Source organism: Thauera sp., assembly GCF_035444905.1.
Taxonomy (GTDB): domain Bacteria; phylum Pseudomonadota; class Gammaproteobacteria; order Burkholderiales; family Rhodocyclaceae; genus Thauera.
The window spans coordinates 147,150-162,594 of the sequence record NZ_DAOMPS010000002.1; the positions used below are offsets into that span (position 1 = coordinate 147,150).

Sequence of the window (15,445 nt, forward strand, 5' to 3'; positions counted from 1 at the left end):
GCGGCGCGCGGCGGGCAGGGGTCGATCACACGAAACCATCGTCGCCGCCCTTGCCGCCCAGCATGACCTGGCCTTCCTCGGCCAGGCGGCGGACGATCTTGAGGATTTCCTTCTGCTCGGCCTCGACCTCGGACAGGCGGACCGGACCGCGCGCCTCGAGATCCTCGCGCAGCATCTCGGCGGCGCGCGTGGACATGTTCTTGAAGATCTTCTCGCGCAGCTCGGGCGGCGCGCCCTTCAAGGCGATGATCAACGAGTCGGACTGCACCTCGCGCAGGATGGTCTGGATGCCGCGGTCGTCGATGTCGAGCAGGTTCTCGAACACGAACATCTCGTCGAGGATCTTCTGTGCCAGCTCGGGATCGTATTCGCGCACGTTGTCGATCACCGCGGTCTCGTGCGTCGAGCCGACGAAGTTGAGGATCTCGGCGGCATGGCGCACGCCGCCCATTGCCGCCTTCTTGACCGTGGATGCGCCCGACAGCATGCGGGTGAGGGCGTCGTTGAGCTCTTTCAGCGCGGTCGGCTGCACGCCGTCGAGGGTGGCGATGCGCAGCACCACGTCGTTGCGCAGGCGGTCGTTGAAGTGCTTGAGGATCTCGCCCGCCTGGTCGTATTCGAGGTGCACCAGGATGGTGGCGATGATCTGCGGGTGCTCGTTCTTGATCAGGTCGGCGGCGGTGGCGGCATCCATCCACTTCAGGCTCTCGATGCCCGCGGTGTCCGAGCCGCTCAACATGCGCGACAGCAGATGGCCGGCGCGTTCGTCGCCCAGTGCCTTGGTCAGCATCTCGCGCAACTGGTCCTCGTCGGGCTGAATCAGCGCACCCTTGCCGAAGTGTTCCATCATCTCGATCAGCACCGGCTCCACCGCGCCGCGAGCCTGCGGCGACATGGTCGCCATCTTCATGCTCAGCTTCTGCACCTCGCGCGGGCCGAGCTGCTTGAGCACGCCGGCAGCCTCGTTGGGCCCCAGGGTCAGCAGCAGCAGGGCGGCCTTTTCCAGGCCCTGGTCGGGTGTCGTCACTTGCGGGCCTCCTCATTCACGCCCATCCAGTCCTTGATCAGGCTGGCCACCATCTTCGGGTCATTGCGCGCCAGGGTGCGTGCACGCTCGAGCCGCTCTTCGAAGCTTTCCGCCTCGCCGGCGCCGGACAGGGTCACGCGCACCCCTTCCTCGCCTTCTTCGCCTTCCTCGAGCGCCTCGCCCTCGGCGGGCACTTCCTTCGGCGGGAAGGCGGTGCGCAGCAACGGGCGGATCACGCCGAAGTAGGCGAACAGCACCACCAGCAGCACCAGCAGCCAGTTCAGGCCTTCCTTGCCCAGCGCGAGCGCCTCGGGGTCCTTCCACAGCGGCAGCTGCGGCTCGGCGGCCTCGACCGCGAAGGCGCTGTTGGCAACGTTGATCGTGTCGCCGCGATCGGCGTTATAGCCTACCGCTTCGCGCACCAGATTGGTAATGCGCGCGATCTCGTCCTCGCTGAGCGCCTCGCTGCCGGGCGTGCCGTCGGCGCCGATGATGCTGCGGTTGTTGAGCACTACAGCCACCGACAGGCGACGGACCTGGCCGATCGCCTGCTTGACGTGCTGGATGCTGCGATCGAGCTCGTAGTTGAGCACCGCGCTGCGATTGCCGGCGAAGAGCCCGGCCTGGCCGTTGGCACCCGGCCCGCCCACCTGCGGCGTGGTGATCGGCGCGGTCGCGGGCACCGGCGGCTGGTTGGTGAGCGCGCCCGGCACGCCCTGGGCGCCGGGTGCCGGGTTGAGCACCTCGTTGGTCTGCTGGCTGCGGATCGCCTGATCGGGGGAAGGGTTGGGCTTGTAGGTCTCGGCAGTCTGCTCGACCTGGTTGAAGTCCACGTCGGCCGCCACCTGGGCGCGGAAGTTGTCCTTGCCGACCAGCGGCACGAGGATGTTCTCGATGCGCTGGATGAAGCCTTCCTCGAGCGCCTTCACGTAGTTGAGCTGGGTGGGGTCGAGCCCGGCGCGCAGCAAGGGGTCGGAGCGCGAGGTCAGCAGCTCGCCGGTCTGGCTGACGATGCTCACGCCCGCGGCCGTCATGCGCGGCACGCTGGACGACACCAGATGCACGATGCCGGCGACCTGGTTGGCGTCGAGGATGCGCCCGGGGCGCAGGTTCACCATCACCGACGCGGTGGGGCGCTGGTCGTCGCGCAGGAAGGCGGTCTGCTTGGGCATCGCCAGATGCACGCGGGCGCTCGCCACCGCGTCGATCGCCTGCACGGTGCGCGACAGCTCGCCCTCGAGCGCGCGCTGGTAGTTCACCTGCTCGTTGAACTGCGAAATGCCCAGCTTCTGCCCGTCCATCAGTTCGAAGCCGGCCAGCCCGCCCTTGGGCAGGCCTTCGGCCGCCAGGCGCAGGCGGGTCTCGTGCACCTGCGCCTGCGGCACCAGGATCGCGCTGCCGTTGGCCGACATGCGGTAAGGCACGTTCTGCTGCTGCAGCGCGGCGATGATCTGGCCGCCATCGCGTTCGTCCAGGTTGGAGAACAGCACCGCATAGTCGGGCGTGCGGTTCCACAGCAGCACGCCGACGACCAAGGCGATCGCCAGCGCCACGCCTGCGGCAGCGGCAATCTTCTGGCGCTGGGTGAGGGCGTTGAGGTTCTGCAGGCCCTGCTGCAGCCGCGATTCGGGGGCGGCGGCGGCGCTGGCGCTGGCCCCGGGTGCGAGTTCGGCGGTGTTGTCTGCTGCGGCCATGGTGGCGGTCCTGTTGCGTACGCTTTGACGGATGGAAGGCATTGTCGGCCCGCGTGCGCAAGCCCGATGGGGTGAAAAGCGGCATTTTTTGCCGCCTGTTTGCCGGCTACCATAGCGGGGTCCGCAACTACAGTGCCTAGCGTGAAAACGGAAACCGATCCCGGCACGGCTGCCGCATCCCCGGAAAGCGCGCCCGCGCAGGCGGCGCCGCTCGATGCCGCGCAGCTTGCCGAGGCCTTCGCCCTGTTCAGTCGCGCCTCCGAGGAGCTATCCACCGCCTACAACGCCTTGCAGGGCCAGGTCGGCCAGCTCACCGAGCGCCTGTCGGTGCTGATGGGCGCGTTGCCGGCGGGGGTGCTGGTGGTCGATCACCAGGGCCGGGTGGTGCAGGCCAACCTCGCCGCCGAGCGCCTGTTCGGTGCCGGGCTGGCGGGCCGGGCCTGGGCCGAGCTGGCGGCCGTGCTGCAGGGTACCGAGACGCCGGGCGAGTTCGCGCTCGCCGCGGCGGCGGGTGAGGATGGCGGGCGGGCGCGCCGCGTGGCGGTATCGGAGTCCGCCCTCGAGGCCGGCGACGAGCGCATCCTGCTGGTGCACGACATCACCGACACCCACCGCATGCGTCTGACCGCCGAGCGCAACGAGCGCCTCGCGGCCATGGGCGAGATGGTGGCCGGGCTCGCCCATCAGCTGCGCACGCCGCTGGCCGCCGCGCTGCTCTACACCGGCAACCTGCGCCAGCCCGAGCTCGATCCGCTGCAGCGCATCAGCGTGGTTGAACGCGCGCTCGAGCGCCTGCGCTACCTCGAGCGCCTGATCCGCGACATGCTGCTGTTTGCGCGCGGCGACAGCGCCGGGCGGCAGCGCTTCAGGGTGTGCGAACTGGTGGCCGAACTTGCGCACACGCTCGAGCCTCTGGCGCGTGCGCGCCAGGTTGCCTTCCGCTCCGTGTGCACCTGCGATGCGCTCGAACTGGTGGGAGACCGCAAGGCGCTCGGCGGCGCGCTGACCAATCTGCTCGAGAACGCCATCCAGGCCTGTGAGGCGGGTGGCAGCGTGGCCTGCGAGGTGGCGCCGCTCGCCGCGGCCGACAGCGGCATCGGCCTTGCGGCGTTGCGCTTCGCGGTACGCGACAGCGGCCGCGGCATCGCCCCCGACCTGCAGGAGCGCCTGTTCGAACCCTTCTTCACCACCCGAGCCGAAGGCACCGGCCTCGGCCTGGCCATTGCGCGCGGGGTGGCGCGTGCGCACGGCGGCGACATTGCGCTGCGTTCGGCGCCGGGCGAGGGTGCCGAGTTCACGCTCACGCTGCCCCTGCCTGCGGCCTCCGCGCCCGTGGCCGGTGCGCTCAACGGAAACCACAGTCCATGATCGACACGCTCAACATCCTGGTCGTCGAGGACGACGCCGCGCTGCGCGACGCGGTCTGCTTCACCCTCGAGATGGCGCACCACGGCGTCACCGGCGTCGATGGCGGTCCCGCGGCGCTGGCCGCGCTCGAGCACCACAGCTTCAATCTGGTGGTCACCGACCTGCGTATGCAGCCGATGGATGGCCTGCAACTGCTGCACGAGGTGCGCGCCCGCTATCCGCAGCTGCCGGTGCTGCTGATGACCGCCTACGGCGATGTCGACAAGGCAGTGGCGGCGATGCGCGGCGGCGCCTGCGACTTCCTGATGAAGCCCTTCGAGCCGGAGCTGCTGCTCGAGCACGTGCGCCGCTACGCCGCCCGCCCGCCCGCGGCCGAAGACACCATCGCCGAGGACCCGCACACGCGCAACCTGCTCGCGCTCGCTGCGCGCGTGGCCGAGACCGACGCCACCGTGATGCTGTCGGGCGAGTCGGGCACCGGCAAGGAGGTGTTCGCACGCTACATCCACACCCATTCCGCACGCGCCAAGGGCCCGTTCATCGCCATCAACTGCGCCGCCATCCCCGAGAACCTGCTCGAAGCGACGCTGTTCGGGTACGAGAAGGGCGCCTTCACCGGCGCCCAGAGCGCCCAGCTGGGCAAGTTCGAGCAGGCCCAGGGCGGCACCATCCTGCTCGACGAGATCTCCGAGATGCCGCTCGGCCTGCAGGCGAAGCTGCTGCGCGTGCTGCAGGAGCGCGAGGTCGAGCGCGTCGGCGGCAAGAAGCCGGTGGCGCTCGACATCCGCGTGCTCGCCACCAGCAACCGCGACATGCTCGCCGAGGTGGCGGCCGGGCGCTTTCGCGAGGATCTGTACTACCGCCTGAACGTTTTCCCGATCGCGATTCCCGCGCTGCGCGAGCGTCCGGGCGACATCCTGCCGCTGGCGCGCCACTTCCTTGCCCGCCACGCCGCGCGCCTGCAGCGCCAGGTGCGCTTCGCCCCCGAGACCGAGGCCCTGCTGCCGCGCTACGGCTGGCCGGGCAATGTGCGCGAGCTGGAAAACACCATGCACCGCGTGCTGATCCTGACCCAGGGCGACACCGTCACCGCCCAGACCCTGCGCCTGTGCCTGCCGCAATGGAATCCCGAGCTGTCGCCGACCACGCTCGCACAGCCCGCATCCGCCCCGCCTGCGGGCAGGACAGTGGGTAGCGCGGCGGCGCCGGGGGCGGCAAGCTTTGCCGCCGGATCGGCAGCTTTTGCCGCCTCGCCGGCGCCCGGCCGCCCCTCGCACCACTTCGTTGCGGCCGCGCCCCAGCCGGAACAGCCCGGGCGGCCCGCCAACATGAAGGACCTCGAGCGCGAACACATCCTCGCCACGCTGCGCGAGTTCGGCGGCTCGCGCAAGAAGACCGTTGAAAAGCTGGGCATTTCCGAGCGCACGCTGCGCTACAAGCTGCAGCAGTACCGTGACGAGGGTTACGAAGTCTGATCCGGACCGTGGCCGCCCGCGCACTGGGCAGGCGGTGGCATGCCGTTTGCTCTGCTACACTCACATCACCGCATACCCTGAAGCCGGGGGACAAGCATGGACACCCGTGGAATTGACCAGATGCTGAGCGAACTGCGCTCGGTGTCGCAAGCCGCCCAAGGCAAGGCCGTGTCTCCGGCTTCGCCCAGCGACGCGGCTGCGGGTGGTGTCAACTTCGCCGACGTGCTCAACAACGCCCTCAAGGACGTCAGTGCGGCACAGGGTGAGGCACGCGCGATGGCGCAGAACTTCTCCGCCGGCGACCCCAACGTCAACTTGCAGGACGTCATGGTCAACCTGCAAAAGGCCAGCCTGTCCTTCCAGCAGATGGTGCAGGTGCGCAACCGCTTGGTTACCGCGTATCAGGACATCATGAACATGCCGGTCTGAGGTGGCTTCGCCTGTTCGTGTGGGGACCGGTGGAGCTTCTTCAGCCCTTCAATACGGTCACGGCGCTCGGCTTGAGCAGCTTGCGAAAGCCCTTGTCGAAGGTCACCAGATGCAGGTGGTGGTACTGCGCGGCGGCGGCAATCCACGCGGCGGGTATCGCGTTGCCCGTCAGTCCGTGCCGCGCGCACAAAGCGGTGAAGTGCGGCCATTCGCCGCCCAGCGGCACCAGGCTGACGCCCGGCGCCCCCAGTACCGCATCGAGAAAGGCCTGGGCATCCTGCAGCGGAGTGGGTATCACGAACACCCGTGGATGCGTCGCCAGGCGCAGAAAGCCGGAAGCGACCATGGGGAGCAGGGCGAGTGGGGTGCCTGTGCCACTGTCGGCGATAGCCTGCTCCAGCCAGGCGAGCGCCGGAGCGTGATGCGGATGGTCTTGCCGCGAGGCGGCAACGAGCACGTTTACGTCGGGCGTCACCGCGCGCCATCCCGCACGCTATCCTGTTCGTCGAGTGCATCGAGGATGGCCTGTTGACTTCGGGTGTCCTTGATACCCGGCTGAAGTCCGCCATTGCCGGCAAACACCGGCAAGCGCAAGCGGGTCGGCGCGGCGGGTGGGCGGTCTGCATGGCGCAAGCGAGCGGCCAGGCCTTCCTCGATCAGCCGGGTGAGGGTGGTGTGCTCGCGCGCCGCCAGTTGCTTGGCCTGCTGGAGCAGCAGGTCATCGATGTCGAGTGTGGTTCTCATGGCTATCTTCTGATGCAGATTTCTGCATAGGTTACCAGGATCCAGTTGGCCGGTTCCGAAGCCGGTTCGAGGTCGGTTGCGCCTGAGCCGCGTCTGGCCTCAGATCCCGCCCTTTTCCCTGGCGTTGCGCTCGCGTTCGGTGTTGAAGATGTAGCGCTGGATGCGGGCTTCGGCGTTACCCGGCAGGCTGACGAACTGCAGGCCGAGGCGGAGCAGTTCGGTGCCGTTGCGCTGTGGCTGGGGGGTGATGTTGCGCACCTCGAGCGTCAGCGCCAGCGGGTCGGTGTCGGGCAGGCGCAGGCGGCAGTCTTCCAGCTTTTCGCCGATCACGAACTCTGCCACGCCGGGCAGCACCACGGTGGCGATGCCACCGGCGCTGATGTCGATCACCCGGCTGTCCATCTGCACCGGCTCACGTGCGGCATTGTGCGCCTTCAGGCTGACCCCCAGCTCGTGCTTGAGCGGCACCTGCAGGCGGTAGGATTCGCGCCGCTGCAGGCGCAGCAACTGATCGGGCAGGGGCGCGCGCAGGGCAGGGCGGCCGTCCTCGATGACTTCGGCGAGGCCGCGCAGGGCAAACTGGATGCGGATGCGCTGTAGCTGAGTGATGCACAGCAGGCGCTCGGCCATCAGCGCGCGCCGGTTCGCGGCCGGGTCTGGGCTTACGTCGAGCAGTACCGAGTCGTCGTCGAGCCGGATCAGCGCGGTGACGAAGGAGTGGCCACCGCCGCTGTGCGCGGCGATCAGGCAATGCTCGTCGATCAAGGCCTGCAGCAACTGGGCGATTTGGCGCCGGCCGTGCAGCATGAATCTTTCCAGCCCGCCGTCGCGGTCGGTGTCGATTGGCCTTGCCGTGCTCAGGTCTTCCATCGGTGTCTGGGGCGCGGTGCCAGTGGGTGCGTGGTTGTCGGGGGCGCGGGGCGCAGAGGGGAGGACAGGGTCAGAGGCGGCCGCGTTCGCGCGCGCTGCGCTCGCGCTCGACCCTCAGGATGTAGCGCTGGATCGCGTCGTCTGCGCCGCGCGGCAGGTCGAGGAACTCGCAGCCGGCGCGCAGCATCTCGACGCCGTTGCGGGTGGTGATGCGGAACAGGTTGCGCACCACCAGGCGGGCAGTCATGGGGGCGACATCCGGCAGCTTCAGCGTGCAGTGGCCGAACTCGGTGCCCTGCTCGAAGCGCACGCCGCTGGGCGGCACGGCAATCGCCACGCCGCCGCCGCTGATGTCCAGAATGCGCAGCTCGGTGTCGCGCTCGCTGCCGTCGGCCTGGGGCAAGCGCACGGCGCAGCTCACGGGGTGGGTGACGGGCGTCTGCAGGCGATAGAAATCGCGCCGCTGCAGGCGCAACAGCGCGCTCGGTAGCGGCACCCGAAAGCCGGGCATGCCGTCTTCCATGACGAAGCGCTGGCCCTGGAGCAGGAACTCGATGCGCACGCGGTCGAGCTGGGTGACGCAGTCGAGCGTCTCGGCGCGCGCGATGCGCTCGTTCTGCTGCGGGTCGGCGCTGCCGTCGAGCAGCAGCTCGGTGCCGGCCTCGTCCACCTCGACCAGGGTGCTGAGCACCGACTCGTTGCCCGGCACCAGGCGCGCGCTCACCAGCGCGCGGGCGGTGATGAGGTTCCTGAGGATGGCGTGGATCTCGCGCGTGTCGCGCAGCAGATATTTGGCCTCGTCTTCGGCGTGGATGAGTTCGACGCGGGTGTGTTCGTGTTCGATCGACATGCTCGGGTGCCTGATTGGGCGCTGCGGTGCAGCCCCGCGGTGCAGGCCTGCTTATATCACGAGATGACGCGGATCGTGCGTCCCTGGCCTGTGGCCGGACGGATCATTGTGCGGTCTCGCCTTCGCCCGCCTGGCGCGGGCGCAGGGACTCGGGCAGCCCGCTGGCCATCGGCGGCGCGCCGGCCTCGGCGCCCTGTTCGAGGCGATACAGCCAGGCCAGCAGCTCGGCCGCGGCGACATAGAGCTGGGGCGGAATGCGCGCATCGAGGTCGACCTGCATCAGCAGGCTCACCAGCTCGGGCGATTCATGCACGAACACGCCGGCTTCCTGCGCACGCTCGATAATCTCGCGCGCGATCACGCCCTTGCCCTTGGCGACCACGCGCGGCGCGGTCTCGCCGGCGGTGTAGGCGAGCGCGACGGCCTCGTTGCGCTGGGCGGGGCGGGCTTCAGCCATTGGCCGTCTCCCGCGGCTCCACGACCAGGCCGGTGAGCTTCAGGTTCGCCGCCTCGAGGGCGGAGGCGAGCGCGGCGGCGCCGGCGTCGAGTCGGCCGATCGTGGCCGGGTCGTCGGCACGCAGGCGCAGCGCCACGCCGGCCGGGGTCAGGTGAAGCTGGGCCTCGACCCCGCCCAGCCGCGGCAGGGTGAGGCGCAGCGTGGTGTTCCAGCTGGGCTCGGCCTCTGCCTCGCCGCCTTCGCGCTGCGGGTCCTCGATCAGCCACTCGAAGCGCTGGCCGGGCCAGGCCTGGCCCTGCCACAGGTAGTGCTGCGTCGCCAGCGCATCGAGCTGCTGATGCACGATCGGCATCAGGCGCTCGGGGATGGGTTGGCCGCGCGGGGCGGCGACTTCCTGCACGGCGGCCTGGTTGGCCGCGGCGGTGCGCGAGGTTTCGGCTGCCCCGCCGGCCGCTGCGCCCGCTTGCGCCGTTCCGCCGGCAGTTGCCGCGGCGGCGGGGTTGGGGGGGGGCGAGACCGCCGTCGTGGCGGCTGCCGTTGCGCCCTGAGGCCCCGGTGGGGCTGGCGCACGCGGCGCCACCATCTGCTGGCCCTGGGGCTCGCGCTGCAGCGCGGCAGTGTCGAGCTTGCCCAGCACCCACTGCGTCTGGTGCGATTCGTAGAACAGCCCGCTCTGGCCCAGCGCTTGGCGCAGCAGCGGCACGAGCGGCGCGCCGCTGGTGGGCGGAGCGTTGAGCAAGGGCTGGTTGGCCGCGAGCGCGGCCGGCTGCGGCGTCGGCTGGCCGGTGAGCAGAAAGCTGATCAGCCGGCCGGTCTGGCTCAGCATCGGCTGCGCCGAGGCGGTGCTGGTGGTGCCGGCATCGACGCCCACCACGCGCGCGAACACCGCGCGCGGCGTCACCTGCGACACCTCCAGCTCCAGCGTGTCGCCGGATTTGGCCGCGGTGTTGAGCGCCAGCGTCATCTGCTGCCCGGCCACCAAGGCGCGGAAGGTGCCGTCGGGCAGGGTGCGCTGCAGGGTGGCGAAGAAGCGCTGCCCGGGGACGAGCTCGGGCAGCTGGGCCTGGATCTCGCGCGCCCGCTGCAGGCCAGCGACCGGCGGTTCGGTGTTGAAGAAGCTGGCTTCGTTGAGCAGGCGCAGGCGGGCAGCGAGGTCGGCGGGGATCATCGCAGGTGCTCCATCGGCCCGGGACGCTCAGCCCGCGTGCGCCTCAGGGCGCCAGCGCGCCGTAGGCGTCGCGCACCGCACGCTCCTGCCGCCCGCCGGCGAGCAGCTTACGCACGCTGGCGAGGAAGGGGTCGGTGTGGGAGCGGATTTCGGCGTCCAGGGCGAGGATGCGCTCGATGCTGGTGCGCAGCGCAGCGGCTTCGTCGGGGGGGAGGGCGCCCGGTGATGCAATGTGGGCGGCCGCATCGGCGCCCAGCCGCGCGGCGTCGCGCAGCGCCGCAGCCTCGCGTTCGAGCGCGGCGAGGCGGTCCCAGTCGTTGGCGCGCGCCGCTTCGGCCATGGCTTCGTAGCGGGTGAGCAGGGCATCAAGGTTGGGGCGGGTGAGCATGGGACCAGACCTGTGAGCAGGGAACTAATGCAACAGAGCAGGATTCACGCCACTGCAGGTTGCACTTGGTTGCGAATCTCCGCCCAGGCCTCGCGCAGTGTGGTCAGCAGCCCTGCCACTTCGTCGAGCGCGGGCTGACTGCTGTGCAGATTGGCGTAGAGCAGGCGCTCGCTCATGTAGTCGTATAGGGCCGCCAGACGTTGCGCGAGCTCGCCACCGGCACTCAGGTCGAGACTGACCTTGAGGCCATTGATGATGATCTCGACTGCCTTTGAAATCGCCGTGCCCTTGGCAGGGATGTCCTTGTTGCCGATCGCGATGCCGGCGGTGCGCACCTGCAGCAGGGCGCCATCGAACAGCATCAGGATGAGCTTGTGCGGGTCGGCGGTGTTTACGCCGGTTTCGACGCCCACCTTGGCGTAGGCGGCGGCGCGATTACCGAAACCTCCAAACATCTTTCGAGTCTCCTTGGGGCGCGGACGCGTGTTTGGGTATTAGTACGCGGACAGGCTGGCGAGTTGCTGGGTCAGGTAGGCGCTGGTCGTGTTCATGCTTGACATCGCGGCATCCAGCGCCGTGAATTGCGCGCTGTAGCGAGCCTGGATCCTTTCCAGTCGCAAGTTCATCGCCTCCATGCGCGTGTCGAAGGACTTGATGGTGCGGTTGATCCCGTCGGTGCGCGCCGACAGAAGGCCATCGGACGCGGTCATGTCCTTGATCCGCTTTTCCAGTGTCTTGGCGAAGCCGTCTATGGTGCCGTTGCCGGCAAACAGCTCACCAAGCTTCTTCGACGGGTCGGCGAGCGCCTCGGCCAGCTTCTTGCTGTCGACCGACATGCTGCCGTCGGTCTTGAAGCTGATGCCGGCATCCGACAGCATGGTCGCGCCACCCAGGCCCGCGAGCGGATTGGCGAGCACGCTGCGCAACTGGCCCTGGATCGAGCGCACGCTGGCATCGCCGTTGAGCGTGCCGGCCTTCTTGCTGGCGGCGTCGTAGCTGGTCTGCGTGCGGATCAGCGAGTTGAGTTCGTTCCAGGCCTTGGCGAAGTCGTCGATAGCCTTCTTGGCGGTCTCGTCGTCGCGGTTGACAGTCACCGCAGTTTCGCCCTCGGTCGGCTTGGCCAGGGTGAGCGTGACGCCTTCGATGGCGTCGCCGATGGTGTTGCTGCCGCGGGTGATCGCGAGGCCGTCGATGGACAGGCGGGCATCCTGCGCCTGCTGCACGGTCGTCAGGCCCGGGGTCGCGCTGCCCGCGTCATAGCTGAAGCCCGCCAGGCCACCCGTGCCGCTGAGTTTGAAGGCCTGCGCCGCGCCCGTTTCCTTGCTGCTGATGACGAGCTGGTCGACGGTGCCGTTGTTGACGACCTGTGCCGATACGCCGAGGTTGGCGTTGTTGATCGCATTGCGCAGGTCCGAGAGCTTGGGCTCGCCGCTCAGCGTGATCGTCTTTGCGCTGCCTTCGTCAGGGACGAACGCGCCTTCTGCGTCGTACTCGCCCACCTGGGTCGTGATCGATCCGCCGGCGATGTCGATCCTGATCGCCTTGCCACCGTCTGCGGCGACAAAGCCAGCGTCGGTGTAGCGGCCAAGGTCGATGGTCAGCGTGCCTTCGCCGACAGTGGGCGCAGTGGTGGCGCTGGTCGCCACGCGCTGCGCGCGCGCGAGCTGCTGCACCTCGATGTTGTAGCTGCCGGTCTGCGCCGAGGTGGTCGAACTGACGGTGAACGCCTTGGTGTCGCCCGCGCTCGCCGTGGTGGCCGAGAAGGTGGTGGGCTTGGCAAGCGTCGCCGCCGCGTCCTGCAGCTTGGACATGGCGCTCTTGAGCTGGCCGAAGGCAGAGAGCTTCGACTGGAAACTTTTCTGCTGCTCCTGCAGACGGGTCAAGGGCTGGCGCTCGACCGCCATCAACTGGTTGATGATGCTGCCGACGTCCAGGCCGGAGCCGACCCCTGCTGCGCTGATTGCCATGTTGCTAACCTCCTGGCGCTCAGGCCTGCTGCTTGATCAGCAAACCTTTGAGCTTATCCACCGCCTTCGAGATGGCGAGCACTTCTTCGGACGGAATCTGGCGGATGACCTCGTTGGTGTCGGTGTCCATGACCTTCACCACAGTCTTGCCGGAATCCTTGTCGAGAGAGAATTGCAGGCTCTGCGCCATCGGGGCGACGGCCTTCTCGACTTCCTCGAGGGCCCGTTGGAGCTCACCGGCGCTCGGCACACGCTGCGCTTGATCGTGGGCAGTCGTGCTCTGCTGCACGTTTTTCGTGCGCGTCTCCACACTTGTGGCGGATCCCGCCTGAGTGCGCGCCGCCTGGGCGTCGCGCGTCGGCGCAGCCGACATCGCCTGCATCGACACGGACGCATTGCTGATGGATTGAGTCGACATGATACAACCTCCTGATGGGCCGACGGCGCGGGGCGTATCTTACGCTCCGCGCCGGTCGGTTTAAGACGCCCGTCCGGGATTAGCGGAGCAGGGAGAGCACGTTCTGCGGCAGCGAGTTGGCCTGCGCGAGCATCGCGGTACCGGCCTGTTGCAGGATCTGGGTGCGCGACAAGTTCGCAGTCTCGGTGGCAAAGTCGGCGTCCATGATGCGACCGCGAGCGGATGCCTGGTTCTCGGCTGAAACCTGTAGGTTCGAGACCACCGACTCGAAACGAACCTGCGCGGCACCAAAGGTCGCACGTTCCTTCACGATCTCCGCGATCGCCTTATCAATCTGCTCAAGGGCCTTGTTGGATTCGGTCGCGTCTGCCCCGTCGATCTTAAGAGTGTTCACAGCCGCTTTGGACGTTTCCGAACCGGCCGCCGTGATGTCGGCCCCTTTAATTTTGATCACTTCGTCCTTGTTGGCCCCTACCTGGAAGGTGAACTCAGTGCCCTTCAGAACCTGCTGCTCGTTGAACTTCGTGTCCGTGCCCAGACGAGTGATTTCCGCCTGAAGTTGCGCAAACTCAAGTTGAAGGTTGTCTCGATCCGCCGAAGTGTTGGTTCCGTTTGCCGACTGCACTGCGAGCTCACGCATCCGCTGCAACGAGTCGCCCATCTTCCCAAGGGCACCTTCGGCCGTTTGAGAGAGCGAAATTGCGTCACTGGCATTTCGAATAGCAACATTCATCCCCTTGACCTGAGCATTCATGCGCTCTGCGATGGCCAGTCCAGCCGCGTCATCCTTGGCGCTGTTTACACGGAGGCCGGACGAGAGACGTTGGAGCGTCGTACCGAGCGAGGACTGAGAAGAGGAAAGGTTGCGCTGAGCGTTGAGCGACGCAACGTTGGTGTTGATCGTCTGGGCCATGATGTATCTCCTGGTAGGTCAGGTTGGTCATACACCCGTATCTGCATCGCTTGCCTTGGCGGGTGCGGAGCGTTTCGTTGTGCTCTTGGTTGCTTTTACGACCCGGGGTACCGACTCTTTAGGATTTTCCCGATGCCTAGCGCGTTTCCTGCGCATGAGGGCATCTACGGACTCGGATCGACAAACTTGAGCGCAACACGCGCCGCGGGTCACACCGCTTTCAGTGGCGTGCTGGCGTCCTCGGCCCGACGGCGGTCAGGCCCTCAGAAAGCGATAGACCTTCTCCAGCTTGTCCCACCCCGAGTTCTTGAACGCCGTGTTCACATGGGATGCGAAGTGCTGGTCGTGCTGGTAGCGGCGGCAGAAGACTTGCACCACGTTGATCAATTCGTCGGGGGTGGGTAGGCGTTCTGTGCTGTTGCACAAGGCTGCGAGCATCAGGCGGACGAGGCCGTAGCGAGTCACCAGACGAAGGTAGTGCTCATAAGGACTGCTGACCGCGAATGGAAATAGCTCGCGGAACATCTCGTTGAGGAGGTAGTGGTCCAGGAGGTGGGGAGTCTGGCAGAGGGCGTCCGGCAGCCTGGCGACACCCACGGTGTAGGCTTCCGTCAGTTTGTCTGTCCCGACGATGCCGCTCTCATCCACAGCACCGAGACCTCTTGTGATCTGCTCCATCGTCTTGCGCTGAAGCTCCGAATGCGTCCTGGTGTTCTTCTTCTGCCAGAGGATGGCGAAGATCTGCGCCTGCGTGGCGTGATCGGGCTTCATGTCTCCAAGGGCTTCGATCACCCATCCGCGCTCGATCATTTCAGTGAAATTGGAAATCAGTTCGCGCAGTTTCGCATCGGTAGAGGTCGTAAGGATCGCGGAAAACTGTTCGCAGAACAGGCCAAGCACGGCCAGTCTTTGCCAAAGCTCCAGCGCGTCTGTACGAATGAGTTGCATGCAGAACAGCCGGACCTCGTTCATCTGATCCAGCGTCAGCCCCTTTGGGGGCCTTGTGGTCGAAATCGTCTCTTCGCGCAGTGTGAGCGTCGTCTCCACGAAATCGAAGGCATTGGGCGATAGAAGTGCGAGACGTGCTGCTTCGGGACACGAAAGCGTCAGCGCTTGCTCGATCTGATCCGCAAACCGGCGTGTGTGGCGCGGATAGTCGTTGCAGGTATTGGAGAGGTAGTCCTCCCCCAGATCGCGCTGGACTGCGCACAGTCGGTCCTGCATGAAGGGGCATTCGCCGCTGGCGGGATCGAGCTGGATGGATGCGTAGCTGGCATCCGTGGCGTTGCTGCGGTTGCGCTTGATGTGGGCGGGGAGCAGTTCGGCCAGGCCGGGCTGTTTCACTTGGCGGTAGGCGACAAAGGTCTTCTTGTCGAGGGTTACGCGCCAGCCTGTGCAGCAGTTGTCCGGGCAGTCGGGGCCGGTGCAGCGGAAGTGGGTGACGTAGTCGGGGGTGAGGCTGCGGTGCAAGCGTGTGGGGTGTAGTTTGGCCACGGTGGGACATCCTGATGGTGCGGGAGCGCGCGCGCCCACAAGGTCGATTGAATATTGCGTGCAGTGAGGTAATTGTAGTCATGCTTCTCGTTCGGGGCTCGCGGGGAGCGCAGGGAGCCAGGGGACAGGCGGAACAAGTCAAGATAGTTGTCGCCTGATTCATGCAACCAACCGGCCTATATC

17 protein-coding genes are annotated in these 15,445 nt (G+C 67.3%); 3 read left to right on the plus strand and 14 right to left on the minus strand.

The window, feature by feature from the left end:
- Positions 1-25: 25 nt before the first annotated feature.
- Positions 26-1,027: a flagellar motor switch protein FliG gene (gene fliG / locus PLC66_RS01930; RefSeq protein ID WP_324537359.1), complete on the minus strand. Its 1,002-nt coding sequence runs from the start codon at positions 1,025-1,027 to the stop codon at positions 26-28.
- The gene (gene fliF, locus PLC66_RS01935) at positions 1,024-2,721 is read right to left on the minus strand and encodes a flagellar basal-body MS-ring/collar protein FliF (protein ID WP_324537361.1); all 1,698 of its coding nucleotides are present in this window, start codon (positions 2,719-2,721) and stop codon (positions 1,024-1,026) included. The genes fliG and fliF overlap by 4 nt, the downstream gene beginning before the upstream one ends.
- Positions 2,722-2,862: 141 nt before the next feature.
- On the opposite strand from fliF, the gene PLC66_RS01940 reads away from it, so the two are divergent.
- The 3 genes from PLC66_RS01940 to fliE all read left to right on the plus strand — a co-directional run bounded on the left by PLC66_RS01940 (position 2,863) and on the right by fliE (position 5,993).
- Positions 2,863-4,089 (plus strand): sensor histidine kinase, encoded by a 1,227-nt coding sequence (locus tag PLC66_RS01940; protein ID WP_503012165.1) that lies wholly within the window; start codon positions 2,863-2,865, stop codon positions 4,087-4,089.
- A complete protein-coding gene (locus tag PLC66_RS01945; protein ID WP_324537363.1) occupies positions 4,086-5,564 on the plus strand; it encodes a sigma-54-dependent transcriptional regulator in 1,479 nt (492 codons plus the stop codon). Before PLC66_RS01940 ends, PLC66_RS01945 begins: the two co-directional genes overlap by 4 nt.
- A 96-nt stretch (positions 5,565-5,660) precedes the next feature.
- Complete coding sequence (fliE, locus tag PLC66_RS01950; protein ID WP_324537365.1) at positions 5,661-5,993, plus strand: flagellar hook-basal body complex protein FliE; 333 nt, start codon at positions 5,661-5,663, stop codon at positions 5,991-5,993.
- Between the two features lie 40 nt (positions 5,994-6,033).
- On the opposite strand, the gene PLC66_RS01955 is transcribed toward fliE, so the two are convergent.
- The 12 genes from PLC66_RS01955 to fliB form a co-directional block, all read right to left on the minus strand.
- Positions 6,034-6,468 carry a TA system VapC family ribonuclease toxin gene (locus PLC66_RS01955; RefSeq protein WP_324537367.1) on the minus strand — a complete coding sequence of 145 codons (435 nt, stop codon included), beginning with the start codon at positions 6,466-6,468 and terminating at the stop codon, positions 6,034-6,036.
- Complete coding sequence (locus tag PLC66_RS01960; protein WP_324537369.1) at positions 6,465-6,737, minus strand: type II toxin-antitoxin system VapB family antitoxin; 273 nt, start codon at positions 6,735-6,737, stop codon at positions 6,465-6,467. Before PLC66_RS01960 ends, PLC66_RS01955 begins: the two co-directional genes overlap by 4 nt.
- Before the next feature lie 99 nt (positions 6,738-6,836).
- Positions 6,837-7,607: a flagellar brake protein gene (locus PLC66_RS01965; protein WP_324537370.1), complete on the minus strand. Its 771-nt coding sequence runs from the start codon at positions 7,605-7,607 to the stop codon at positions 6,837-6,839.
- A gap of 70 nt (positions 7,608-7,677) precedes the next feature.
- A complete protein-coding gene (locus tag PLC66_RS01970) occupies positions 7,678-8,457 on the minus strand; it encodes a flagellar brake protein (RefSeq protein ID WP_324537372.1) in 780 nt (259 codons plus the stop codon).
- 103 nt (positions 8,458-8,560) lie between these two features.
- Positions 8,561-8,914 carry an EscU/YscU/HrcU family type III secretion system export apparatus switch protein gene (locus PLC66_RS01975; RefSeq protein WP_324537374.1) on the minus strand — a complete coding sequence of 118 codons (354 nt, stop codon included), beginning with the start codon at positions 8,912-8,914 and terminating at the stop codon, positions 8,561-8,563.
- A complete protein-coding gene (gene fliK, locus PLC66_RS01980) occupies positions 8,907-10,082 on the minus strand; it encodes a flagellar hook-length control protein FliK (RefSeq protein WP_324537376.1) in 1,176 nt (391 codons plus the stop codon). Before fliK ends, PLC66_RS01975 begins: the two co-directional genes overlap by 8 nt.
- Before the next feature lie 43 nt (positions 10,083-10,125).
- Entirely contained in the window at positions 10,126-10,470 is a 345-nt protein-coding gene (locus PLC66_RS01985; RefSeq protein ID WP_324537378.1) for a flagellar protein FliT, read from the minus strand.
- A 44-nt stretch (positions 10,471-10,514) separates the two neighbouring features.
- Positions 10,515-10,925 (minus strand): flagellar export chaperone FliS, encoded by a 411-nt coding sequence (fliS, locus tag PLC66_RS01990; protein ID WP_324537380.1) that lies wholly within the window; start codon positions 10,923-10,925, stop codon positions 10,515-10,517.
- A 39-nt stretch (positions 10,926-10,964) separates the two neighbouring features.
- Entirely contained in the window at positions 10,965-12,437 is a 1,473-nt protein-coding gene (gene fliD, locus PLC66_RS01995) for a flagellar filament capping protein FliD (protein ID WP_324537382.1), read from the minus strand.
- Between the two features lie 19 nt (positions 12,438-12,456).
- Complete coding sequence (locus PLC66_RS02000; RefSeq protein ID WP_324537384.1) at positions 12,457-12,855, minus strand: flagellar protein FlaG; 399 nt, start codon at positions 12,853-12,855, stop codon at positions 12,457-12,459.
- A gap of 79 nt (positions 12,856-12,934) precedes the next feature.
- Positions 12,935-13,768: a flagellin N-terminal helical domain-containing protein gene (locus PLC66_RS02005; protein ID WP_324537386.1), complete on the minus strand. Its 834-nt coding sequence runs from the start codon at positions 13,766-13,768 to the stop codon at positions 12,935-12,937.
- A gap of 255 nt (positions 13,769-14,023) precedes the next feature.
- The gene (fliB, locus tag PLC66_RS02010; RefSeq protein ID WP_324537388.1) at positions 14,024-15,262 is read right to left on the minus strand and encodes a flagellin lysine-N-methylase; all 1,239 of its coding nucleotides are present in this window, start codon (positions 15,260-15,262) and stop codon (positions 14,024-14,026) included.
- Between the last annotated feature and the right edge of the window lie 183 nt (positions 15,263-15,445).